This window comes from Hydrocarboniphaga sp. FW305-C-57 (assembly GCF_058783045.1).
This window is the reverse complement of record NZ_JBYSYG010000004.1, coordinates 301300-324122: the sequence shown is the minus strand read 5'-3', so window position 1 is coordinate 324122 and position 22823 is coordinate 301300. Positions and strand designations below refer to the sequence as shown.

The following is a 22823-nucleotide window of genomic DNA, read 5'->3' as shown; positions in this document are numbered from 1 at the left end:
CAGGAGGGCTGTCGCGCAGGCCTACTCCGCGCAGCTCGTCGAACCTGGATATTTCGCCTCGTCGGCCTTGACGACGTTCGCGATCCACTGCTCGATCAGGGCGCTGCCTTCGGTGTCGACGACGCTGCGCGCGATCGGCGGCATGCGCGCGGCCGGAACGGTCGCGCCGGAGCCGATGCGAAAGGCGAGGATCGAGTCGGCGACGTTGCCCGGATGGATGTCGTAGGTGCGTCCGCCGTTGCCTTCCTGACCCGTCGCGGTCGGACGCTTGCAGATGCCGTAGCTGATGTCGACCGGGCGGAACGAATCGAGATAGAAGCCCGTGCTCGCCGCGAAGCCGCGCACGTTGTGGCAGTGCTGGCAGTTCACTTCGAGCCAGGCACGCGCACGCGCTTCGATGTCCTCGGCCGAGTTCGGCGCGAAGCCGGCATCACCGGGTTTGTTGAACGTCGGAATGCGCTCGAGCTTGGCCGCGATCTGGCGCATGTCGACGCCCAGATCGCTCGGGCAGCCGGCGACGAGGCCGTGGCTGCACCAGTAGGCGATCTGGTTCTGTCCGGCGACGGCGTGACGGCTCTGTCCCGTGACGAGCTTGCTTTCGGGCGCGTAGGGGCGATTCATGAAGCGCACCTTCGGGCCGATCGGCGCGGCGCCGGCCTCGCCTTCCTCGTTCGAATGGCAGCTCAGGCACTGGTTCGCGTGCGGAATCAGATAGCTCGCGGTCGAGCCCTGGTGGCGCACGCCCGAATCGACATCGGTGTGATCCCAGGACACGCTCGCATGTCCGCCACCCATCGACAGTCTGGCGACGCGCTTGCCGGTCGCGGCATCGGTTTCCCAGATGTACGGCAGGCCGTCCCAGCGCGCGACGTTCTTCGAGTTCACGCGCTTGATCAGCAGGCGCGTTTCGATCGGCGTTTCCTTGCCGCTCGCCTCGTCCGCGAACGAGAAGGTCTTGGCGATGATGGTGCCGGTCGGGAACACCAGCGTGGCGTTGACGCCATCGGTGCCGGCGTCGCGATAAACCGCCTTGGTGCCGGGTGGCAGGTAGGCCACGCGATATTTCACCGCGTAATCGGAGAACAGCTTGCTGTTGAGCGAGTACGGAACGCCGCCGCCGCGCGGCGTGCTGGTCGGATCCTGCGCATCGTCGAACAGGTGGTACTGATCGAGCGTCGGGCAGTTCACGCGCGCGGCGTCAAAGTTGACCTCGCCGTTGCCGACGTTCGCCTTGCAGAGCTTTTCGACGAGCTCGGCAGCCGGCGCCGGATCGTAGTCGCCGCTGCGCACGAACGGCGGAATCACCACCGGCGGCAAGGGCGCGAGCGTCTTGCCGTAGGCCGCGGTGCAATCGTGCGGGCTCATGTCGAAGTCGGACGGAAACTGCAGCAGCGCGGCCGGATCGAGATTGCTGCTGACGATGAGCTCGAGCCCCTTGGTGCCGTGGAAGTTCGAGAACTTGAGGCTGTCGCTGGAGAACTCGTTGTCCGCATCGATGCACGAGAACCACCAGTCGGGCTTGATGCGTGGCTTGCCCTCGGCGGCGGTGTCGAACTTGTAGGCGTTGTACTGGCAGCTCGGATCGGGCACTTCGTTGTCGTAGAGCGGCTTGCCGCGCGCATCCTTCGGCACGTCTTCGCCGTTGGCTTCCTTCGGATACGCGCAGTCGGCGTGATAGCTGTCCTGCAGGCCGTCCCAGATGATGTGCGCGCCGCGAATGTTGAGCAGGCCGGTCGACAGGCAGCTCGCGAGATTCTGCGGCAGCAGGCAGGCGGTCTGGTTCTTGAGCCCGACGATCGCGGGCAGGAACTTGGCGACGTCGCCCGAAGCGAGGTTCTTCGTCGTCGGCAGCGGCAGGCGGTTGCCGTTGTTGACGAACTTGTTGCCATGGATGTGCAGGCCTTCGGTGTACCAGTCGATGCGATGCTCGGCCGGCCGGCCCGCGCCGACCGGGAAGATCTCGTAGCTCGTGTGGATGATGCCGGCGGTATTGTTGTCGCGGAATTCGTTGTCGAAGATTTCGATTTCGTCGTAGGCCAGCGTGATCATGCCGCTGCCCGACGGCACGTTGCCGACGATGCCGCCCGAGGTGAAGTTGTAGGTGTTGTTCAGGCGCGCCACGTTGCCGTACATGCGCGAGCGCTCGCCGTACTGGCGCAGGTTGTCGAGGTCGTAGATCAGGAAGCCGCCGGTGTTGCACTCGGCGACGTTGCGCGCGTACTCGCCGCCGCGCACGTTCTCGATCTCGAAGCCGAACACGTTGTAGGCCGCGCGGCTGTTGCGGATGATCGCGGTATTGGTCTGGCCCACGTAGATGCCGGCGTCGGACGCGCCGATCGATTCGGCATCGTCGATCAAAATGTTTTCCGAAGCCACCGGATACACGCCGTAGCGGCCCGAGAGCTTGCTCACGGTGTAGTCGGGCGAGGTCGTATCGCCGAGGAAATTCTCGGGCGCGCTCGGGTCCTGCGTGGCCGGATCGGTGCAGGCCACGTGCAGCTTCTCGGTGTAGTTGCTCGCGTTGATCGGCGTGGCGCTCTCGCGTCCGCCGCCGGACGACCAGATCGCCCGCACGCGCTGCACGGTGCCGTGGTCGACGCTGCGTAGCTCGATGCCGTTGCCGCCGGTATCGAGCACGGTGAGATCCTGCACGGTGAGCCCATGCACGTTGACCGCGAGGATGCCTTCGGGCGTCGCGCTGGTCTTGAACGACAGCACGGTCTTGTCGCGACCACAGCCGCGCACGAGCACGTCTTCGGTGTTGGTGAGCTGCAGCGCGGAACTCAGCTCGAAGTAGCCGCATTCGAACTCGATGACGTCGCCCGGCAGCGCCTGCACCATCGCCGCGATCATGTCGGTGGTGGCTTCGGCGTTCGGCTTGATGACGAACACGCGGCCGGTCGACGCGGGCGGATCGCCGTCGCCATCGCCGCCGCTGCCCGGCGAGGACGGCGATTTGCCGCAGCCGGACAACACCAGAGCCCCCAATACCACCCCCACCGCCAACACCCGCTGCATCCCACCGAACATGAAGCCTCCCCAAGCGTTTCGTCGCGGGACGGCTCCGTGCGCCGCCCTCTATCGATGGCAGCAGGATAGTGCGCGTCGGCGCATAAGCCGACGGGAAAACTGACCTATGGTTCAGCTCAGCGCGCGTTCGAGCTCGGCGACGCGGGCTTCGAGCGCGTCGACGCGCTCGAGCAGCTGGGCGATCAGCGCGGCATTGCCACCGCCGCCCGACGAAGCCGGCAAGCCGGACGATTCGGCAACGGCCGGAATCGCGTCCTCGCCGCACAGCAGATGCGCGTAGCGCACGGTCGACTGGCCTGCGCCGCGCGCCAGCTGCTTGACGAGCGGGTTCGCGCGATCGGCCAGATCGTCGAGCACGGTCTGCACGCCCTCGATGTCGGACGGGCCGTTGAGCCCGCTCGCGTTGCTGCGGATTTCGGCGAGCGTCTGCGGGCCGCGCAGCATCAGCGCGGCGAGCACGGCGACGCCTTCGGGCTTGAGCAGCAGCTGATGCTGGAACTGGTGCCGCCACTTCACCGCGCGACCGCTGGTTTCATCGCGCTTGACCAGGCGCTGGGCTTCGAGCTGGTTGAGCGCGGCGCCGACGTCGCCTTCGCTGAGCGACATCACCGGGGCGCGCGAATTCTTCTGGTTGCTGGCGAGCATCACGCCGTTGACCGTCATCGGGTAGTACTGCGGCGTGGTCAGCGACTTTTCGACCAGGGACGCGAGCACGCGGGCCTCGTTCAGGGACAGCAGCAGAGCGGACATGAGGCGATCTCCTAATCGAAGCGGGCGCGAATCGTAGCGTACGCCGGTTTGCCGGCGCAGCCGCGCGGGCGCCGTCGGCGCAGCGCCTGATTTCGACCAGTAGAAAAAATCCTCTCAAGTTCGTCCGCGGCCGGCCGATACCGGTTTTACTCACTCCCTCCACCGGCGCGCGCCGGAGTGGTCATGGAACCGTCTCGCCTTGCCCGCCACACCGCCTTGCGCGGCTTCACGCTGATCGAGCTGATCGCCTCGCTGCTGATCGTCGCGATCCTGACGGTGATCGCGCTGCCGGCGTACAGCGGCTACGTCGCGCGCAGCAAGCTGCGGGCCGCGCAGAACGACCTGGTCGCGCTGAGCCTCAATCTCGAAAACTACTACCAGCAACAGCTGACGTATCCCGCGGCCACCGCGAGCACCGCGCAGACGCAGACCACGCTGCCGGGCTGGGCTCCGGCGCAGGCCGCCAATTTCTCGTTCCAGATCCAGTCCGCGAGCGCGTCGGCCTACTCGCTCAAGGCCACCGGCACCGGCAATGGCGTCAGCGGCTACGCGATCACGCTCGACAGCGGCAACACGCGCCAGCTGACGACGCCGTCCGGCGCGGTCAGCACCTGGTAGCCCGCCATGAACGCTCCGCGGCAGCAGCGTGGGGTCTCGCTGATCGAATCGATGCTCGCGATCACGATCTCGGGCTGGCTGCTGGTGTCGGGCTTTCCGCTCACGCAGGGCTGGGTCGCGAGCACGCGCGTGCGCGACGCCCAGGGTCTGCTCGCACAGGGCGTGTCGCGCGCCAAGGCGGTGGCCTTGCGCAATCCGGGCGGTGCTTCGGGCAACGCGGCCGCGGCGATGCTCTGCCTGGACGACAGCCAGCTGCGACTGTTCACGGCCACGCGCAGCCCGCAGAGCGCGGCCGCCTGCGCGAACAGCGGCGCGCTCTGGAGTGCGAGACTGCCGGCGAGCACGAGGGTGTTCAGCGGCGATGCGCAGCTGCGCTGCCTGGCCTTCAGCAACCGCGCAGCGAGCGTCACCGCGAGCAGCGGCGGAACCTCCTGCGCGAGCTCGACGAGCCTGCTCATCAGCTCGGCGAACCAGCATGCCCCGGTCACGCTCTACTGATCGCGCCCAGCGCGGCGATGCGCTGCTCGAGGCGCTCGTCGGCGTGCTGCTGTCGGCGGTGCTCGTGCTCGGCGCCGTATTCACCGCAACGCGCATCGCCGTGAGCCAGAGCCAGTCGCGCACGCAGGCGATGGCGATCACGCAGCTGCGCAACCTGCTGCAGGAAACCGCCGATACGAGCGCCTGGTGCCAGGGCGCCTCGCCACCGGCGATCCGCATTCGTCCGGCCGACGCGAACCTCGCGCCGATCGATCTCGCGGTGACCGCGAGCTGCACCACGCCGACCGGCGTCACGCTCGGCAGCGTGTCGATCACGCCGCCCGCGCGCGTGAAGCTGTCGGTGAGCTCGCGCGCCCTGTTCGGCGGCGCGGGCACGCTGGTGGTCGGCGATGTGTGAGGCCAGAGCGCAGCGCCAACGCGGCTTCGGCCTGATCGGCATCATGACCGGCCTGCTGATCTCGATGCTCGCCGCGCTGTCCGCGCTGTCGCTGTATCGCACGCTGGTCGTGCGTTCGGTCGAAAGCGGGCAGCGTGCGAACCAGGATGGTCATCTGGCCGCAGGCACGCTGGTCGCGCAGATGGAATTGCAGGGCGCCGGATTCGGCATCGGCACGCTCGCGAATCCGGCAACCGCGAATACCGATCTGATCGTGCTCGCCGATGCGACGCTCGATGCGAGCGGCCATCTGAGCGGCAGCGTGCAGACCCTCACCGCCAGCGCACAGGCGAGCGGCAATGCGATCGTCTGGGCTGCGAATCCGACGCTCGCGAGCATCGAATGCGGCGCGCTGCTCGCGAGCAACGGCGGCCTGAAGCTGCTGCGTTCGGCCTGCGCCGCGGCGACGCAGTGGAGCACGCTGGGCTGGCAGACCGCGAGCGAGCTGATTCCACCCGGCGGTGTCAGCGCGAGCGGTGCCGTGCTGCGCGCCGAGCGATCGAGCTGCTGGCCTTTCGGCCAGGCCGGCGCGAGTTCGCAAGCGATCAAGCTGACACTCTGGGACGACGTCTCGGCCTGGAAGAGCAGCGTCTGCCTGCCGAACGTGCAGGCGCCTTCGACATGAGGCGCCCGATCCCTCATCGCAGCGCGGACAGGCAGCGCGGGCTCGCGACGATCCTCCTCGTGCTGCTCGTCGGGCTCGCGCTGACCGCGACCGCGCTCGGGGTCGCGCACGGCGTGCGCGGCGCGCAGGACAAGACGCTGACGATGCACGCGGCCACGCTCGCGCAGATGCGCAGCTGGTCGGGCGTCGAGCTGCTGCGCCAGTACCTGCGCTCCGAGAACATGGCGAGTCCGCCGTGGAGTTCGCTGCCCTGGGCCGTGCCGATGACCGGCGTCGATGCGTCGACGCTGTCCGCGCAGCTGGTGTCGGTGACCGGGCCCGACAGCGCGGGCCGCTATGTCGTCACCGCCGACATCACCGGCGCCGGCGCCGGCGCGACCACCACGCTGCGCGCCATCTACAACGTCACACGGGCCGCGGTGAGCAGCGGCGGCGGCAACCAGGGCCCGGCCATCGACGTCGCCGATTTCTATTACGACCTCGACATGAGCGGCGGCATCACGATCAAGGGCGACAACAACGCCAACTTCAACGTGATGGGCAACGTGAAGCTCGACAATGCCTCGATCACCGGCGTCAACGCGATTCACGCGACCGGCAACGCGGTGATCGGCAGCGGCATCAAGGTCAACCAGATCTACGTCAACGGCAACGTCACGCTGACGGGCTCGTCGGCGATCCTGTCGGTGTCCGCGCTCGGCAGTGTCATCGCCGGCAGCAGCGGCACGCAAGGTGTCATCAACAGCAACGGCAGCGTGACGATCAGCAACGGCGTGGCGAACAGCGTCAATGCGATGGGCGCGATCACGGCGAGCAGCGGCGGCAGCCACGGCACGCTCAACACCAACTCGACGCTCAACGTGAGCAACGGCGTGGTCAACACCGCGAACGCCATCGGCAACGTCACGCTGAGCGGCGGCACGATCAAGACCACCAACACGATGGGATCGGTGAACTGGTCGAGCACCGGAACCGGCGCGATCGCGATCAACGCGAACGGCTCGGTGAGCTATGCGGCGGCGGGCGGCGCGATATCGGCGCTCGGCGACGTCAGCCTGACCGGCGGCGGCGCGACGAGCGTGCGCACGATGGGCAACACCTACGTGCGCGGCTACGGCGGCATCGGCCTGCTGCAGGGCAAGGGCAATCTGCAGGTCGATCAGTACGCGGCCGTCGCCGGCACCATCGGCGGCACGCTGACCAAGCTGCAGCAGTGGAACGGCAACGTGCTCGTGACCCTGCTCGCGGGCTTTCTGCCGCCGAACGTCACCACCGTCGCGCTGACGCCGATCGCGGCCCTGCAGCCTTACGAGCTGTCGCGCCCGGTGGTCGACGCCTTCGCGCTCAAGGGCGCGGCGAATTACGTGTTCGAGTATCAGGCGGCCGGCTACACGCGCGTGAGCGTGCGCAACGTCGCGGGCATCGTCACCGGCAGCTACGCGCTCGTCAGCGACGGCGCGCGCAAGGATTTCCTGTGCCCGATCGCGTCGTTCAATTCGGGCAGCAAGACCTGCTCGCTGAGCGGCAGTACGCAGAAAACGATCTGCGAGGGCTATTCGACGCAGAACGCCTGCTTCACATACGCGAGCGCGGGGGCCGGCAAATGGACGATCGCGGGCATCAGCCTCGCGCCCGGCGCGTACTGGTTCGACGGCGATCTCGAAGTCTCGACCGGCATCTACTTCAACACCTTCATCGCCACCGGCCATATCGCCACGAGCGGCCAGCACGTCACCAAGTCGCCGAACAACGCGGGTTACGGGCCGGTGTGCGCGAATTCGCCGAGCGATGGCGTGGCGCAGACCGCGTTCTTCGCCGGCCTGGTTCCGACCAACTTCTGCAACGGCGCCACCAGCGCACTGACGCAGGACAGCCTCGGCAACATCGCGTTCCTGTCGGGCGCGTTTCGCGACGGTGTGTTCTCGGGCGGCAACATCACGCTCGGGGCGAGCACCAAGACCTACGGCACCGTCGTCGCGGGCAACCTGTTCAACAGCGGCGGCAGCACCACGGTCTACGGCTACATCGCCGCGGCCGGACAAGCCACGCTGAGCGGCAACGGCAACGCGGTCGGCGGCAGCACCACGCTCGACCTGACCGCGCTGCCGAGCACCTACACTCCCGATGTCCTGCCCTGTACGGGCCAGTGCGCGCCGACGCCATCGGTCACCGGCGATGCGGCGGTGATGTGGACGCGCTATCTCTGAAACACGATCCCGCGACCCCAGCGTCGGTATTCGGATTTACTCGAAGAATCCGTGGCAACCGTCCGTCGCCACTCGTCCGCCACCCGCCGCGAGCCCCCGCATACTAGCGGCCTGCCGTCAGCCAGCTGGCGGCCGGAGGAGGAAGCGGATGCCACAGAGCGGTATCGATCCAGAGGCGCCGGCGACGAAGCGGCCCGGTTTTTGGCGGCGCTGCGTGCTGGCGGTGCGTGTGCTGCTCGGCTCCGATGCGCAAGCGTCGGCGCCGCAGCCACGCGACAACGAATTCGCGCACACGCAAGCCCAGCGGCTGGCCCGCTTCGGCAGCTGGCGCTGGCAAATCGGCTCGGACAGCGTCGACTGGTCCGAGACGCTCTACGATCTCTATGGGCTCGATCCGCGCGACCCGGCTCCGAGCTACGCCGAGCAGAAGGCGTTCTACAGCGCCGAAAGTCAGGCGCGGCTCGATCAGGTCATCCACGACGCGATCGAGCACGGCACCGCCTACGAAGTCGAAATCGAGCTCACGCACACCTCGGGGGAACCGCGCTGGATGATGGCGCGCGGCGAACCGGTGCGCGATGCCCACGGCAAGGTCATCGCGCTGCATGGCATCGTCCACGACATCACCGGTCGACGCCGCGCCGAGCAGGACTTGCGGGAAAGCGAGCAGCGCTTCAAGGCCATCTTCAATTCCACGTTCCAGTTCATCGGCCTGTTCGAGCCCGACGGACGCCTCGTCGCGGTCAACCAGACCGCGCTCGATTTCACCGGCGCCAAGCTCGAGGACGTGATCGGCAAGCCGGTGTGGGATCTACCGTGGTGGGGCAGCACGCCCGAGCAGCAGACGATGTTCCGCGAGGCGGTCGAGCGCGCCAAGCGCGGCGAATTCGTGCGCTACGACTTCGAGCAGATCGGCGCCGACGGCCGGACGATGACGATCGACTTCTCGCTCAAGCCGGTATTCGACGCCAGCGGCAAGATCGTGCTGTTGATTCCCGAAGGCCGCGACGTGACCGAGGACCGGCGCAACCGCGCCGCGCTCGCACAGAGCGAAGCCCTGGTACGCGCGGCAATGAAGAACGCGCCGATCGGCAAAGCGATCGTCGGCCTCGACGGCAGGCTGCTCGAAGTCAACGACGCATTCTGCGAGATGCTCGGGTATGCCGACGCCGAGTTGCGCAGCAAGGGTTTCGGAGAGCTCACGCATCCGGACGATCTCGATACCGATCTGGAGCACATGCACGGCCTGCTGTCCGGCGAGCGCGATCGCTACAGCATGTACAAGCGCTACTTCCACGCCGACGGCCACATCGTCGACGCGCAGCTCGACGTCACGCTGATTCGCGATGCCTCAGGAGCTCCGCTCTACTTCGTTTCGCAGATCCAGGACATCACCGAACGGCGCCGCCTCGAAGCGCAGCAGCAGCAGCTCACGCAGCGGCTCGCGCTCGCGCTGCAGGTGTCGGGCATCGGCGTCTGGGACTGGCATGTCGACAGCGGCGTCATCGATCTCGACCAAGGCACCGCGCGCATTTTCGGCATCACGCCGGGCGAGTGGACTTACGACATCTGGCGCAGCGGCGTGCATCCGGACGACCTGCCCGAGGCCGAGGCCAGGCTGCGGCAAGCGATCGAGGAAAAAAGCACGCAGTCGATGAGCTTTCGCACGCGCCATCCACAGTTCGGCACGCGCTACGTCGAGGCGAGCTTCGCGCCCGTGCTCGACGCGCATCAGAATGTCGTGCGCGTCGCCGGGGCGACGCTCGACGTCACCGAGCGCCATCTTTCGGCCAAGCGCATGGATGAAAGCCGCGCACTGCTGCGCAGCCTGATCGACAAGTTGCCGGTATGGGTTTCGATGATCGACGCGCAGGGGCGCTACGTGATCACCAACCGGCTCAACGCGAAGACCATCGGCTTGCCGGTCGAGCAGATCGAGGGCCACGACTACGCCGAGGTACTCTCGCCCGAGTGGCATCGGGAGATCGCCTCTTCATGGGAGCGGGCCTTGCGCGGGGAGACCGTCGCGGCAAGCTACCGCCATGTCGAAGACGGTCGCGTGATGCATCTGCAAGGCGTCTACATGCCGATCACCGAAGGTCCGCAAGCAGGCAGCGCATTGGCCGTGTTCAGCGACGTCACCGCATTGACGCAAACGCAGGCCCAACTCAGCGAGGCCAATCAGCGACTCGAGCGGCGCATCGCCGAAGTGCTCGAGCTGCAGGAAATGCTGCAGGCGCGGGCGATCCGCGACGAGCTCACGGGCCTCTACAACCGCCGCCACTTCGACGAATGCCTGCGGGCGGAACTCGATCAATCGCAACTCGGCGGCTACGAGGTCGCGCTGATCCTCGCCGATCTCGATCACTTCAAGGTGCTCAACGACCGCTACGGACATCAGACCGGAGACGCGGTACTGCGCGCCTGGGCCGATCTCATGCGGGAGTGCATGCGCGGTACCGACATCCTGTGCCGCTACGGCGGCGAGGAATTCGCGATCATCATGCCGCGCTGTCCGCCCGAACTCGCCTGCGAGCGCGCCAATACCTTGCGCGCGCGCTTCTCGGAGCTGTCGATCGAATCGCCGCCCGGTGGCCCGCGCGTCGGCACCACGGCGTCGCTCGGCGTGGCGTATGCGCGCGCCGGCGATCGCACGCCCTCGCAGCTCGTCCACGAGGCCGACACCGCGCTGTACAAGGCCAAGAGCCTCGGCCGCAACCGCGTGCAGTGTGAAACGCGCGATCCTTTCGCCGAGCGTGCAGCGAGTTGATCGAAGCTCGCGGCACGGGCTTGATGGTGCGCCCCGGCCGCAGTCTGGGGCCGGATGCGGCCTCGGTAACGACCGGGCCTGCGAGACCCTCTATTTTGCCCGGGGGCCTGCGGCGAGCGATGCCTCCAATACCGAACCTGACTCGCTCGACGCCACGCTCAGCGGCCTGCGCGCAGGACTGAGCTGGCGCTTCGAACAAGGCGTCGAACAGGCTTGCGTCAAACAGGCGTGTTTGCTTGCATAGCGGCCTCGCTTGCCAGCCCTGAATCGCATGCCTCTTTTCATCCTCTCCCTGATCATCCAGGTCGGACTCGTCGTGCACGTGCTCAAGACCGGCCGCAACATGACCTGGATCTTCATCCTGCTGTTCTTCCCGCTCGTCGGCACGCTCGCGTACCTGATCGTCGAGCTGCTGCCCGAATGGACCAACAGCCGCGGCGCCCACAAGCTCAAGCGCGGCATTTCGAAATCGGTGAATCCGGATGGCGATCTGCGCCGGGCCACGCAGCAGCTCGCGGTCGCCGACACCGTGCAGAACGCGATGACGCTCGCCGCGCAGTACATGGAAAAGCAGCGCTATGAGGAAGCCGAAGCGCTCTACGCACGCTATCTCAAGGGCATCAACGCAAGCGATCCCTTGCTGCTGCTCGGCATCGCCAAAGCCCAGTTCGCGCTCGGCAAGTTCGAAGCGGCCGAGCAATCGCTCGATACCTTCAAGCAGAAGAACCCGGACTTCCGCTCGCCCGAAGGCCACCTGCTCTACGCGCGCACGCAGGAAGAGCTCGGCCGCATCGACGCGGCGATCCACGAATACGACGCGCTGCGCCGCTATTTCCCAGGCCCGGAACCGACGTGTCGGCTTGCGCTGCTGCTGCAGAAGCGAGGCGAACAAACGCAGGCGCGAGAGCTGTTCCAGCGCATCGTCGACGAGAGCCAGGTCGCGGGAAAGCACTACAACACCGTGCATCGCGAGTGGGTGGCGTTGGCGAAGCGCGAGACTTCGGCAAGCTGAGCTGAAACGAAAAGACCGGCTTCACGCCGGCCTTTTCGCATACGACGAAAAATCAGACGCCGCTATCAAACACCGAGATAGTCGAGAATCCCCTCGGCCGCTTCGCGTCCTTCATACACCGCGGTCACCACCAGGTCGGAGCCGCGCACCATGTCGCCGCCCGCGAAGACCTTCGCGTTCTCGGTCTGGAACTTGTACTGCCCCTTCGGCAGGCCCGGCTGGAACTTGGCGAGACCGGCGCCGTGAACTTTCACGCGGCCGTCTTCGTGCGTGGCGATCGTGTGCTGCTCGAACCACGACGACGGACTCGGACGGAAGCCGAAGGCGATGACGACGCGATCGCAGGGCACGATCTCTTCGGAGCCTTCGATCACTTCGGGCCTGCGGCGACCCTTGGCGTCCGGCGCGCCGAGCTTGGTGGTGACGAGCTTGATGCCCTCCACCTTGCCGTTGCCGACGATCTCGACCGGCTGGCGATTCCACAGGAACTCCACGCCCTCTTCCTTAGCGTTGGCGACTTCGCGGCGCGAGCCCGGCATGTTGGCTTCGTCGCGGCGATACGCGCAGACCACGCTCTCGGCGCCCTGGCGGATGCTCGTGCGGTTGCAGTCCATCGCGGTGTCACCACCGCCGAGCACGACGACGCGCTGATCCTTCACGTCGAAGGCCAGGTCGGCTTCGGTCGGCGTGTGGATCACGCGGTTGATGTTGGCGATCAAAAACGGCAGCGCTTCGAACACACCGGGCAGGTCCTCGCCCGGGAAGCCGCCCTTCATGTAGTTGTAGGTGCCCATGCCGAGGAACACGGCGTCGTATTCGGAGAGCAGGGTTTCGAACTCGATGTCGACGCCGATCTCGGTGTTGAGGCGGAATTCCACGCCCATGCCTTCGAGAATCTCGCGACGCTGCGCGATCACTTCCTTCTCAAGCTTGAACGCCGGAATGCCGTAGGTCAGCAGGCCGCCGATCTGCGCGTACTTGTCGAACACCACCGGCTTGACGCCGTTGCGCACGAGCACGTCGGCGCAGCCCAGGCCCGCCGGGCCCGAGCCGATGATGGCGACGCGCTTCTTGGTCCACTTGACCTTGCTCATGTCCGGACGCCAGCCCTTCTTGAAGGCCTCGTCGGAGATGTACTTCTCGATGTTGCCGATGGTCACGGCGCCGAAGCCGTCGGCGAGCGTGCAGGCACCTTCGCAGAGGCGATCCTGCGGGCAGACGCGACCGCAGACTTCGGGCAGCGAATTGGTGCGATGGGAGAGTTCGGCGGCGGCGAACAGGTTGCCTTCCTCGACCAGCTTGAGCCAGTTCGGAATGTAGTTGTGCACCGGGCACTTCCACTCGCAGTACGGGTTGCCGCAGGACAGGCAGCGGCCGGCCTGCGACTTGGCCTGGTTCTCGGGGAACTGGCCGTAGATCTCGCGGAAGTCGTGCACGCGCACTTCGACCGGCGCCTTCTTGGGATCTTGGCGCGGAACGTCGAGGAACTGGTTGGCGTTTTTGTGGCCCATCTGGCTATCTCACAACGAACTTGCTGGTGGAACCGCTTGCCTCTCCACCGGGAGAGGTCGGCGCGAAGCGCCGGGTGAGGGACTATCCGCTTTGGCTACCCTTCGCTACGACGAAGAGTCCCTCACCCCTGCCCCTCTCCCGCGGGAGAGGGGTTCCAACGTTTAAGCCGCAGCGCGGACCGAGTCGATCAGCGTGCCGATCTCGGCGGCCTTGGGCTTCACGAGCCAGAACTTGCCGACGTAGTCGGCCCAGTCGCTGATGATCTGCTGAGCCCATACCGAGCCGGTGACCTTGGCGTAGTCGGCGATGATCTTGCGCAGGTAGTTCTCGTGCGCCTCCATCGATTCGGAAACGACGCGATGAATGTCGATCAGCTCGTGGTTGTAGCGATCGACGAAGTTGCGCTTCTCGTCGAGCACGTACGCAAAGCCGCCGGTCATGCCCGCACCGAAGTTCACGCCAGTGTGGCCGAGCACCACGACGACGCCGCCGGTCATGTATTCGCAGCCGTGGTCGCCCACGCCTTCGACGACCGCGTGCGCGCCCGAGTTGCGCACCGCGAAGCGCTCGCCCGCCATGCCGGCCGCGTACAGCGTGCCGCCGGTCGCGCCGTACAGGCAGGTGTTGCCGATGATCGCGGCATCGCGCGATTCGTAGCGCGCGCTCTTGGGCGGCTTCACCACGATGCGGCCGCCGGCCATGCCCTTGCCGACGTAGTCGTTGGCGTCGCCTTCGATCTCCAGGTGCAGGCCGCCCGCGTTCCAGACGCCGAGCGACTGGCCCGCGGCGCCCTTGAGCTTGATCGTGATCGGACGATCGCTCATGCCGAGGTTGCCCCAGCGACGCGCGATCTCGCCCGACAGGCGCGCACCGATGCTGCGATGCCGGTTGTTGACCGTGTAGTGGAAGATGCCGCCGGTCTTGTGCTCGATCGCGGGCAGGCAATCGGCCAGCATCGCTTCGGCGAGTTCGCCCTTGTCGAACGGCTCGTTGTTGAACATGCAGTACTGCGCGCTCGGCAAGGTCATGCCGGCCGAGTCGAGAATCGGCGACAGATCGAGGTTCTTGGCCTTGCCGGTGGTGCCTTCGGCGATCTGCAGCAGGTCGGTGCGGCCGATCAGCTCCTTGATCGTGCGAATGCCGAGCGAGGCCATCAGCTCGCGCGTCTCCTGGGCCACGAACCGGAAGTAGTTCATGACCATTTCGGGCAGGCCGATGAAGTAGTTCTGGCGCAGCACCGCGTTCTGCGTGGCGACGCCGGTGGCGCAGTTGTTCAAGTGGCAGATGCGCAGGAACTTGCAGCCCAGCGCGACCATCGGCGCAGTGCCGAAGCCGAAGCTCTCGGCACCAAGAATCGCGGCCTTGATGACGTCGAGGCCGGTCTTGAGGCCACCGTCGGTCTGCACACGCACCTTGTCGCGCAGGTTGTTCATGCGCAGCGTCTGATGCGTTTCCGAAAGACCCAGCTCCCACGGCGTACCCGCGTACTTCACGGACGTCAGCGGCGAAGCACCGGTTCCGCCGTCGTAGCCCGAGATCGTGATGAGGTCGGCATACGCCTTGGCGACGCCGGCCGCGATCGTGCCGACGCCGGGTCCGCTGACGAGCTTCACCGAAACGAGCGCCTGCGGGTTCACCTGCTTGAGATCGAAGATCAGCTGCGCCAAGTCTTCGATCGAGTAGATGTCGTGATGCGGCGGCGGGCTGATCAGCGCGACGCCCGGGCGCGAGTAGCGCAGCGAGGCGATCTGATCGTTGACCTTGTCGCCAGGCAGCTGGCCGCCTTCGCCGGGCTTGGCGCCCTGGGCGACCTTGATCTGCAGCACCTCGGCGTTGACCAGGTAGGCCGGCGTGACGCCGAAGCGTCCCGACGCGACCTGCTTGATCTTCGACATCTTCTCGGTGCCGTAGCGCGCCGGGTCTTCGCCGCCTTCGCCGGAATTGCTGCGGCCGCCGAGGCGGTTCATGGCGATCGCGAGCGATTCGTGCGCCTCGGGCGACAGCGCGCCGAGCGACATGCCGGCCGAGTCGAAGCGCTTGAGAATGGCCTCGAGCGGCTCGACTTCGTCGATCGGAATCGGCTGCGCATCCTTGAACACGAACAGGTCGCGGATCATCGACGCCGGACGCGTGTTCACGACCTCCGAATAGAGCTGATAGTCCTCGTACTTGCCCGACTTCACCGCGCGCTGGAGCATGGTGACGACGTCGGGGTTGTAGGCGTGGTATTCGCCGCCGTGCACGTACTTGTAGAGGCCGCCCTGCTCGATCGGCTTGCGCGCGCTCCAGGCGGTCTCGGCGACCGCTTCCTGCTCGTCCTGCAGATCGACGAACTTGGCGCCCTGGATGCGCGAGACCGTGGCGTTGAAGCACATCTCGGTCACTTCGTCGTGCAGGCCGACGGCTTCGAACAGCTGCGCGCCGCGATACGAGGAGATGGTGCTGATGCCCATCTTCGAGATGATCTTGTAGAGGCCCTTGTTGATGCCCTTGCGATAGCTCTGCGCCATCGTCTCGGGCGCCTTGTTCTTGACCTGGCCGCTGCGCGCCATTTCGTACAGCGAGGCGTAGGCGAGATACGGATAGATCACGCTCGCGCCGTAGCCGACCAGGCAGGCGAAGTGATGCGGATCGCGCGCGGTGGCGGTCTCGACGACGATGTTGCAGTCCAGGCGCATGCCCGAATCGACCAGCGCGCTGTTGACCGCTCCGACCGCGAGCAGCGCGTGGATCGGCAGCTTGCCGCGCTCGATCGCGCGATCGGACAGCACGATCACGACCTTGCCGTTGCGCACGGCCGAGATCGCCTCTTCGCAGACGTGCTCGATCGCCGCCTTGAGGCCGACGCTCGGCTCGTAGTTGAGGTCGATGATCTGGTGCTTGTACTTGGGATCGTCGTTGCCGATCGCGAGCAGCGCCTTGAACTTGGCTTCGGACAGCACCGGCGAATCGATCAGCAGGCGCGCGGCGCGCTCGGGCGTCTCGTCGAACATGCTGATCTCGGCACCGAGATGGCACTCGAGCGACATCACGATCTGCTCGCGCAGCGGATCGATCGGCGGGTTGGTGACCTGCGCGAACATCTGGCGGAAGTAGTCGTAGACGCTGCGCGCCTGCTGGCTGAGCACCGCGAACGGGGTGTCGTCGCCCATCGAGCCGACCGCTTCCTGGCCGGCTTCGGCGAGCACGCGCAGCACCTGGTCACGCTCTTCGAACGTGAGCTGGAACATCTTGTGGTAGATCGCGACGGTGTCCGGCGGCATCACGTCGAGCGAGTTCGGGTCATCCGTGAGGCTGGCTTCGAGCCGCTTCATGTTCGACTTGAGCCACTGCTTGTACGGCTTGCGCGAGGCCAGCATCCTGTCGATGTCCTCGGGGCGCAGCAGCGAGCCGGTCTCGGTATCGACGGCCAGGATTTCGCCCGGCCGCAGGCGGCCCTTTTCGACCACGTCCTGCGCGCGGAAATCGTTCACGCCGATCTCCGAAGCGAGCACGATGTGGCGGTCGCTGGTGATCACGTAGCGGGCCGGACGCAGGCCGTTGCGATCGAGCGCGCAGGCGGCGTAGCGGCCGTCCATGATGACGACGCCGGCCGGGCCGTCCCAGGATTCCATGTTCACCGAGTTGTACTCGTAGAACGCACGCACGTCCGGGTCGAGGTCGTCGATGTTCTGCCAGGCCGGCGGAATCAGCGCGCGCATGGCCTGGAACACGTCCATGCCGCCGGCGAGCAGCACTTCGAGCATGTTGTCCATGCTCTGCGAGTCGCTGCCCTTCATCGTCACGAGCGGGGAGATCTCCTCGATGTCGGGAAGATCGGCGCACTGGAACTTCTTGGCGCGCGCCTTGGCCCACATGCGGTTGCCCGAGATCGTGTTGATCTCGCCGTTGTGCGCGAGGTAGCGGAACGGATGGCACAGGCGCCACTTGGGCAGCGTGTTGGTCGAGAAGCGCTGGTGGAACACGCACATCGACGATTCGAGCGTCGGATCGGCGAGGTCCGGGTAGAACTGCGGCAGCAGCTCCGGCATCACCAGGCCCTTGTAGACGAGCACGCGGCAGGACAGCGCGGTGACGTAGAAATCGTCGTCGCCCTCGGCCTCGAGCAGCTTCTCGGCGCGGCGGCGGGCCTTAAAGAGTTTTAACTCGAAGCTGAACTTGTGGCAGTCCTTGGGCGGCGCGATGTAGGCCTGCTCGATGTGCGGCACGGTCTTGAGCGCTTCCTCGCCGAGCGCGGCGGCGTCGGTCGGCACCACGCGAAAGCCCAGCAGCTTGAGGCCGTGGTGCTCGACGCTCTCCTTGATGACCTGCTTGGCGCGAGCGCGGCGCTTCTCGTCGTTGGAGAAGAAGATGTTGCCGACCGCATAGTTGTCGCCGAGCGCGAAGCCGAGCTTCTCGGCTTCGCGGCGCAGGAAGGCGTCGGGCTTCTTCATGAGCAGGCCGCAGCCGTCGCCGGTCTTGCCGTCGGCGGCCACCGCACCACGATGGGTCATGCGATCGAGCGCCGTGACCGCCGTCTGGATCAGCTTGTGGCTCGGCTGATCGTCCATGTGCGCGATCAGGCCGAAACCGCAGGAGTCCTTCTCGAACTCGGGGCGATAGAGGCCGTGGGCGGCATGGCCTTCGAGAGGCGATTCAGGGCGCTGGGACATTGAAGACTCCTGGCTGGGCGCGGCCGACGCTGTCTTTTCGGCGGTCGCTCCCGTGAAATTCCACGAATACCCTATGCCGTACCGGCATGAGGGGAGCGCAACGCTAATGGCCCGTTAAGGCGCAAGCAAATTTCGCGCTCGGAAATGCGTAGTTCCCCCGACAGTTCCCCGTTGAATCAGCGCCTTAGCCCGATCTAAGATGGCCATCCAGATGGCCATCTTCCGCACACCCCTCGCTCGCCATGAAATCCGTCTCCATCGCCCAGGCCAAGGACAGCCTCACTGAGCTGCTCTACGAAGCCGAAGACGGCAATCCCGTCCAGGTCACCCGGCGCGGCAAGGCGGTGGCCGTGCTGCTGTCCGAGGCCGAGTACGAGCGGCTCAAGTCATCGGCCTCGGCGGCCGACTTCGCGGGCTGGGCGCAGGCCTGGCGCGGCCGCCTGCCGGCCGGCTTCGAGGGCGTGACCGCCTCCGAGCTCGATCGCTGGGCCGAGCTCTAGCGGGCGCCGATGGCCAAGCCGCTCTATCTGCTGGACCTGCCGGTGCTCGCCGAGCTCACGAGGCCCGACGGCAACCGGCGCATCTTCACCCTGTTCCAGCAGCGCCAGTCGCTCTGCGCGATCGCGGCGCCCGCGCTGATCACCTGGCTGCGCGGGCTCGACGGCCTGCCCGAAGGCCATCGCCGCCAGCAATTGAGCGCCTTCACGGCCGAACTGCTCGCCTGCGGTCCGCCGGTATTGCCGATCGATCGCGAGGCCGCGCTGTGGCTCGCCCGCCAGGCCGGTCGCTGGGACCGCGCGGGACGGCGTTGGAGCCGCCTCGACGGCGAACAGGCCGCCATCGCCGCGTCCCAGGACATGGCGTTCGTGAGCCGGCTGCCGCATCCGCTCGCCAACACCGATGGCCTGCGGATCGAAGACTGGTTCCGGCCTTGATGATCACCTTCGGCATTCGGGCCGATACCTCGTCGCGCTACCATCGGCCGCGGCACCACCTCGGCGCCTGACCCGGCGAATCCATGGCCAACGACTGCTGCGCTGCCTGCCCACCGCCGACCAACCAAACGCCTCCTCAGTATCGGCGCGCCTTGTGGATCGCGCTGTGGGTCAATGCGCTGATGTTCTGCGTCGAGCTCGGTGCCGGCTGGGGCGCCGGCTCGGTGGCGCTGCTCGCCGATGCGATCGATTTCGCCGGAGACGCGGCGAACTACGGCCTGTCGCTCGCGGTGCTCTCGCTGGGCGTGGTCTGGCGCGCGCGCACCGCGCTCGTCAAAGGCCTCTGCATGGGCAGCTACGGCTTGTTCGTACTCGGGCACGCGGTCTGGAATCTGCGCGCCGGCGTGGTGCCGGACGCGGCGACGATGGGGGCGATCAGCGTACTTGCGCTGATCGCCAACTTCGGCGTCGCCGCGATGCTGTATCGCTGGCGCAGCGGCGACGCCAACATGCGCTCGGTCTGGCTGTGCTCGCGCAACGATGCGATCGGCAATCTCGCGGTGATGCTCGCGGCGCTCGGCGTGTTCGGCACCGGCCAGGGCTGGCCCGATCTGGTCGTCGCGACGATCATGGCCGTGCTCGGGCTCAGCGCGTCGGCCAGTGTGATCCGCCAGGCGCGGGCCGAACTCGCTCGGTAGCCGAAACTAAAGCGAACTGGAGTCGTTGCGCGCCTCCGCGCGTTCGAGCAGGCGCGAGAGCATTTCGATCTGCGATTGCTGTTGCGCGATCACGGTCATGAGCTGCTCGGCGCGCAGCGCGTCGATCTTTTCATGCAGGGCCATGATCTCGATCTCGGACTTGAGGTTGACCTCGTAGTCGTACGAGGCCATCTGCCGGTCCTTCGCCGACTGCCGGTTCTGGCTCATCATGATGATCGGCGCCTGGATCGCGGCGAGCATCGACAGCACCAGGTTCAGGAACACGTAGGGATACGGATCGAACGCGGTCTTGCCGAGAACCTCGGTATTGAGCACCGCCCAGGCCAGCAGGAAGGCGCCGAAGCAACTCACGAAGGTCCATGAGCCGCCGATCTCGGCGACGCGATCGGCCAGCCTGCCGCCGAAGCTGGTCTGCTCGTCGAGCTTGCGATTGGGATCTTCGGTCAGCGCCTGGCCCTTCGACGCCCGCGCGAGCGCGCGGCGCTCGGCGCTGCCGAGTTCGTCGGCCTTGCGGCCGAACCAGCGAACCGCAAAATCGAGATAGTTGAGCGGCTTGATGCGCGGCATTGAGGGCGTCCGTTGCGAAGTACGGCCGCGAGCTTAGACCACCGCACTCCCTGCACGGAACATCGAACGGGCTCGGTGCGGAGCCCGTTCGATGGCGCCGCCTACAGCGCGCCGAGGAAGGCGACGCCGGCGAACGCGAAGCCCGCGCAAGGCGCGGCCGCGGCCACCGCTTCGGCATACGAGATCGTCGTCGCCGAGCCGCCCTGCGGCGTCAGCGTCACGGTGCCGTCGTTGTTGAACTGCACGGTCGCCGAGCTCGAGCCGCTGCTGAGCTTGATGATGCCGGCGCCGTAAGGGCTGCCGTTGCCGCTCGTATCGGGCACCAGCGGCTGCGTAGTTTCCACGTCGAGGCTCGCACTCGTGCAGTTGGCACCAGCCGGAACCGGCGAGATGCCGAAGCCGTACTTGCCTTCGATACGCACGCCGTCGCTCGCGCTGACGATCTTGAACGGCGCTTCGCTGGTGCCGATGAAGCTCGTGAAATCACCACTGGCCGAGCCGCCCTGGCCGCCCGACGTGGCCGAGGTTTCGTAATCACCATCGAGCAGCAGCGAGAAGCGGCTGTCGCTGCCCGAATTGGTCGACCTGGAATCGAGCCGATAACCGATGCCGAAATCGAGTTCAGTTTCGCTGCTGAAGTTCTGGCTGCCCGCGCTGCCGCTGGTCTTCACGTCGAATTCGTACTCGAATGGCTCGCTCGGGCTTTCGCCGACCTTCGCGTAGAGCACCGAGCCCGCATCGTCGATGCTGCCGCCTTCCGACAGACCGTTGAGCTTCACGGTGTATTCGACGTTCTGTCCGCCCTGGCTCTGGCGGTCCGCATACCTGCAGTTCACCGCGCGCGTGCCGGACACCGGCATCGCCTGCGTGGTGAACGGCGAGCCGACGTTCTTGCTGGCTTCGGCGACGTCCTGGAATTCACCGCCATCGGGACAGGCTTCGCCGGCCTTGGCGATGCTGCGAGCGCTAGCCGTCGGCACCGGCGTGGCGACCGCATCGAGCGTGCTGATCGTGCTGAGCAACTGGCCGAGCGTGCCGACCTGCGCCTGCACCACCTGCGGCGAACTCAGATCGGCATTGCCGAGCGACACGCTGCCGCCGCCATCGCCGCTACCTTCATCATCACCGTCGTCGTTACCGCAGGCGCCGAGCAGCAGCGTGAGCGCAGCGGCCGAAGACAGCAGCAGCGAGCGAGCGGCCAGCGCGTTCCATTGTTTGCGTTTCATCGTGGTCTCCCCTGGAGCGTGAACTCGACTTCGAGTCGCGGCAGGCTAGAGTCGGAGCGGTGATGAAACGACCCCCAGGATGGGGGGTGCGCACTGCCTCGCGGCGATCCTGCTAGCGCAGCCGCCGCGGATCGAACAGACGCTCGTGCTCGTCGAGGGCGTAGCGGTCGGTCATGCCGGCGATGTAATCCGCCACCACGCGCGCACGGCCTTCGGCGCCTTCATCGGCTTCGAGCCTGGCGGCGGCGACGGCAAACTCGGGCGGCATCAGCCGCAGGTCTTCGAACAAGGCCGCGAACAGGTCGCGCACCACGCGCTGCGCCTTGTTCATGACGCGATACACCTGGTGATGCCGATACAGCTGCGCATGCAGGAAGCGCTTGAGCTCGATGATCTCGGCACGCATCGCCTCGCTGTAGCTCATCAGCGGCGCCGGCTGCGCGCGCACTTCGTCGATATGCCGAACGCCCGATTCGGCAATACGCCGGGCGCTCGTCGAGGTCAGGTCTTCGACGAAGGTGCTCATGACGCGGCGGATGGTTTCGTGGCGCTCCTGCTTGGGCGGCAGCGGGCCGTAGGCCTCGAGCACCAGGTCGTGATGCCGCCGGAACAGCGGCACTTCGCGCAGTTGCGGAACCGTCAGCAGGCCCGCACGCAGGCCATCGTCGATGTCGTGATTGTTGTAGGCGATTTCGTCGGCGAGATTCGCGAGCTGCGCTTCGAGGCTGGGCTGGCCGCGTTCGATGAAACGCTGCCCGACGTCGCCGAGCTTGCGGGCGCGTGCGAGCGAGCAGTGCTTGAGGATGCCTTCGCGCGTTTCGAAGCTCAGGTTGAGCCCGCGAAAGCTCGCGTACTTGTCCTCGAGCTCGTCGACCACGCGCAGCGACTGCGCGTTGTGCTCGAAGCCGCCGTAGGGCTTGGTGACCTCGTTGAGGGCGTCCTGGCCCGCGTGGCCGAACGGCGTGTGGCCGAGATCGTGCGCGAGCGAGATCGCCTCGCAGAGATCTTCGTTGAGCCGCAAGCTGCGCGACATCGTGCGCGCGAGCTGGGCCACTTCGAGCGAATGCGTGAGCCGCGTGCGGAACAGATCGCCCTCGTGGTTCACGAAGACCTGCGTCTTGTATTCGAGCCGGCGGAACGCGGCCGAATGGATGATGCGATCGCGATCGCGCATGTAGGCGCTGCGATTGTTCGGTCCGGGCTCGGCATGGCGCCGGCCGCGCGTGTGGATTTCGAGCGCTGCGTAAGGTGCGAGTTCCATGCCCG

Annotated in this window: 17 protein-coding genes; 10 read left to right on the top strand and 7 right to left on the bottom strand. The window is 66.5% G+C overall.

The window, feature by feature from the left end:
* Positions 1–21: 21 nt before the first annotated feature.
* Together AC3WUM_RS10890 and AC3WUM_RS10885 are read right to left on the bottom strand one after the other, a co-directional pair.
* Positions 22–3030, bottom strand: coding sequence for a parallel beta-helix domain-containing protein (locus tag AC3WUM_RS10890; protein ID WP_492410318.1), 3009 nt, complete (start codon positions 3028–3030; stop codon positions 22–24).
* A 111-nt stretch (positions 3031–3141) separates the two neighbouring features.
* The gene (locus tag AC3WUM_RS10885; protein WP_492410317.1) at positions 3142–3780 is read right to left on the bottom strand and encodes a YceH family protein; all 639 of its coding nucleotides are present in this window, start codon (positions 3778–3780) and stop codon (positions 3142–3144) included.
* Between the two features lie 183 nt (positions 3781–3963).
* Here AC3WUM_RS10885 and AC3WUM_RS10880 point away from each other — a divergent pair, with 183 nt between their 5' ends.
* The 7 genes from AC3WUM_RS10880 (at position 3964) to AC3WUM_RS10850 (ending at position 11946) form a co-directional block, all read left to right on the top strand.
* Positions 3964–4398, top strand: coding sequence for a type IV pilin protein (locus AC3WUM_RS10880; protein ID WP_492410316.1), 435 nt, complete (start codon positions 3964–3966; stop codon positions 4396–4398).
* A 6-nt stretch (positions 4399–4404) separates the two neighbouring features.
* Positions 4405–4896, top strand: coding sequence for a pilus assembly FimT family protein (locus AC3WUM_RS10875; protein WP_492410315.1), 492 nt, complete (start codon positions 4405–4407; stop codon positions 4894–4896).
* Complete coding sequence (locus tag AC3WUM_RS10870) at positions 4874–5293, top strand: type IV pilus modification PilV family protein (RefSeq protein ID WP_492410314.1); 420 nt, start codon at positions 4874–4876, stop codon at positions 5291–5293. The genes AC3WUM_RS10875 and AC3WUM_RS10870 overlap by 23 nt, the downstream gene beginning before the upstream one ends.
* Complete coding sequence (locus AC3WUM_RS10865; protein WP_492410312.1) at positions 5286–5957, top strand: PilW family protein; 672 nt, start codon at positions 5286–5288, stop codon at positions 5955–5957. Before AC3WUM_RS10870 ends, AC3WUM_RS10865 begins: the two co-directional genes overlap by 8 nt.
* Positions 5954–8164, top strand: coding sequence for an autotransporter outer membrane beta-barrel domain-containing protein (locus tag AC3WUM_RS10860; protein WP_492410310.1), 2211 nt, complete (start codon positions 5954–5956; stop codon positions 8162–8164). The genes AC3WUM_RS10865 and AC3WUM_RS10860 overlap by 4 nt, the downstream gene beginning before the upstream one ends.
* Positions 8165–8312: 148 nt before the next feature.
* Complete coding sequence (locus AC3WUM_RS10855; protein WP_492410308.1) at positions 8313–10934, top strand: bifunctional diguanylate cyclase/phosphodiesterase; 2622 nt, start codon at positions 8313–8315, stop codon at positions 10932–10934.
* A 271-nt stretch (positions 10935–11205) separates the two neighbouring features.
* Complete coding sequence (locus AC3WUM_RS10850) at positions 11206–11946, top strand: tetratricopeptide repeat protein (protein WP_492410307.1); 741 nt, start codon at positions 11206–11208, stop codon at positions 11944–11946.
* Between the two features lie 65 nt (positions 11947–12011).
* Here AC3WUM_RS10850 and AC3WUM_RS10845 read toward each other — a convergent pair whose 3' ends face one another.
* Positions 12012–13457, bottom strand: coding sequence for an FAD-dependent oxidoreductase (locus AC3WUM_RS10845; protein ID WP_492410305.1), 1446 nt, complete (start codon positions 13455–13457; stop codon positions 12012–12014).
* A 162-nt stretch (positions 13458–13619) separates the two neighbouring features.
* Positions 13620–18110: a glutamate synthase large subunit gene (gene gltB, locus AC3WUM_RS10840; protein WP_492410304.1), complete on the bottom strand. Its 4491-nt coding sequence runs from the start codon at positions 18108–18110 to the stop codon at positions 13620–13622.
* Positions 18111–18352: 242 nt separating this feature from the next.
* Between gltB and AC3WUM_RS10835 the strand changes: the two genes are divergently transcribed.
* The 3 genes from AC3WUM_RS10835 (at position 18353) to AC3WUM_RS10825 (ending at position 19743) form a co-directional block, all read left to right on the top strand.
* Positions 18353–18610: a type II toxin-antitoxin system Phd/YefM family antitoxin gene (locus AC3WUM_RS10835; RefSeq protein ID WP_492410303.1), complete on the top strand. Its 258-nt coding sequence runs from the start codon at positions 18353–18355 to the stop codon at positions 18608–18610.
* A gap of 9 nt (positions 18611–18619) precedes the next feature.
* Positions 18620–19045: a PIN domain-containing protein gene (locus tag AC3WUM_RS10830; RefSeq protein ID WP_492410302.1), complete on the top strand. Its 426-nt coding sequence runs from the start codon at positions 18620–18622 to the stop codon at positions 19043–19045.
* 83 nt (positions 19046–19128) lie between these two features.
* Entirely contained in the window at positions 19129–19743 is a 615-nt protein-coding gene (locus AC3WUM_RS10825; RefSeq protein WP_492410301.1) for a cation efflux transmembrane domain-containing protein, read from the top strand.
* Between the two features lie 6 nt (positions 19744–19749).
* Here AC3WUM_RS10825 and AC3WUM_RS10820 read toward each other — a convergent pair whose 3' ends face one another.
* From AC3WUM_RS10820 to AC3WUM_RS10810, 3 genes are all read right to left on the bottom strand, one after another.
* Positions 19750–20331 (bottom strand): DUF1003 domain-containing protein, encoded by a 582-nt coding sequence (locus AC3WUM_RS10820; RefSeq protein ID WP_492410300.1) that lies wholly within the window; start codon positions 20329–20331, stop codon positions 19750–19752.
* Between the two features lie 101 nt (positions 20332–20432).
* Positions 20433–21557: a hypothetical protein gene (locus tag AC3WUM_RS10815; protein ID WP_492410299.1), complete on the bottom strand. Its 1125-nt coding sequence runs from the start codon at positions 21555–21557 to the stop codon at positions 20433–20435.
* A 112-nt stretch (positions 21558–21669) separates the two neighbouring features.
* On the bottom strand, positions 21670–22818 hold the full coding sequence (locus tag AC3WUM_RS10810) for a deoxyguanosinetriphosphate triphosphohydrolase (protein ID WP_492410298.1): 1149 nt from the start codon (positions 22816–22818) through the stop codon (positions 21670–21672).
* Positions 22819–22823: the final 5 nt, after the last annotated feature.

Coding starts and splice junctions, on each gene's coding strand:
- AC3WUM_RS10825 (WP_492410301.1), top strand. CDS start 19,129: ATGGCCAACGACTGCTGCGCTGCCTGCCCACCGCCGACCAACCAAACG.
- AC3WUM_RS10810 (WP_492410298.1), bottom strand. CDS start 22,818: ATGGAACTCGCACCTTACGCAGCGCTCGAAATCCACACGCGCGGCCGG.
- AC3WUM_RS10850 (WP_492410307.1), top strand. CDS start 11,206: ATGCCTCTTTTCATCCTCTCCCTGATCATCCAGGTCGGACTCGTCGTG.
- AC3WUM_RS10860 (WP_492410310.1), top strand. CDS start 5,954: ATGAGGCGCCCGATCCCTCATCGCAGCGCGGACAGGCAGCGCGGGCTC.
- AC3WUM_RS10875 (WP_492410315.1), top strand. CDS start 4,405: ATGAACGCTCCGCGGCAGCAGCGTGGGGTCTCGCTGATCGAATCGATG.
- AC3WUM_RS10820 (WP_492410300.1), bottom strand. CDS start 20,331: ATGCCGCGCATCAAGCCGCTCAACTATCTCGATTTTGCGGTTCGCTGG.
- AC3WUM_RS10890 (WP_492410318.1), bottom strand. CDS start 3,030: ATGTTCGGTGGGATGCAGCGGGTGTTGGCGGTGGGGGTGGTATTGGGG.
- AC3WUM_RS10870 (WP_492410314.1), top strand. CDS start 4,874: ATGCCCCGGTCACGCTCTACTGATCGCGCCCAGCGCGGCGATGCGCTG.
- AC3WUM_RS10835 (WP_492410303.1), top strand. CDS start 18,353: ATGAAATCCGTCTCCATCGCCCAGGCCAAGGACAGCCTCACTGAGCTG.
- AC3WUM_RS10845 (WP_492410305.1), bottom strand. CDS start 13,457: ATGGGCCACAAAAACGCCAACCAGTTCCTCGACGTTCCGCGCCAAGAT.
- gltB (WP_492410304.1), bottom strand. CDS start 18,110: ATGTCCCAGCGCCCTGAATCGCCTCTCGAAGGCCATGCCGCCCACGGC.
- AC3WUM_RS10885 (WP_492410317.1), bottom strand. CDS start 3,780: ATGTCCGCTCTGCTGCTGTCCCTGAACGAGGCCCGCGTGCTCGCGTCC.
- AC3WUM_RS10855 (WP_492410308.1), top strand. CDS start 8,313: ATGCCACAGAGCGGTATCGATCCAGAGGCGCCGGCGACGAAGCGGCCC.
- AC3WUM_RS10815 (WP_492410299.1), bottom strand. CDS start 21,557: ATGAAACGCAAACAATGGAACGCGCTGGCCGCTCGCTCGCTGCTGCTG.
- AC3WUM_RS10830 (WP_492410302.1), top strand. CDS start 18,620: ATGGCCAAGCCGCTCTATCTGCTGGACCTGCCGGTGCTCGCCGAGCTC.
- AC3WUM_RS10865 (WP_492410312.1), top strand. CDS start 5,286: ATGTGTGAGGCCAGAGCGCAGCGCCAACGCGGCTTCGGCCTGATCGGC.
- AC3WUM_RS10880 (WP_492410316.1), top strand. CDS start 3,964: ATGGAACCGTCTCGCCTTGCCCGCCACACCGCCTTGCGCGGCTTCACG.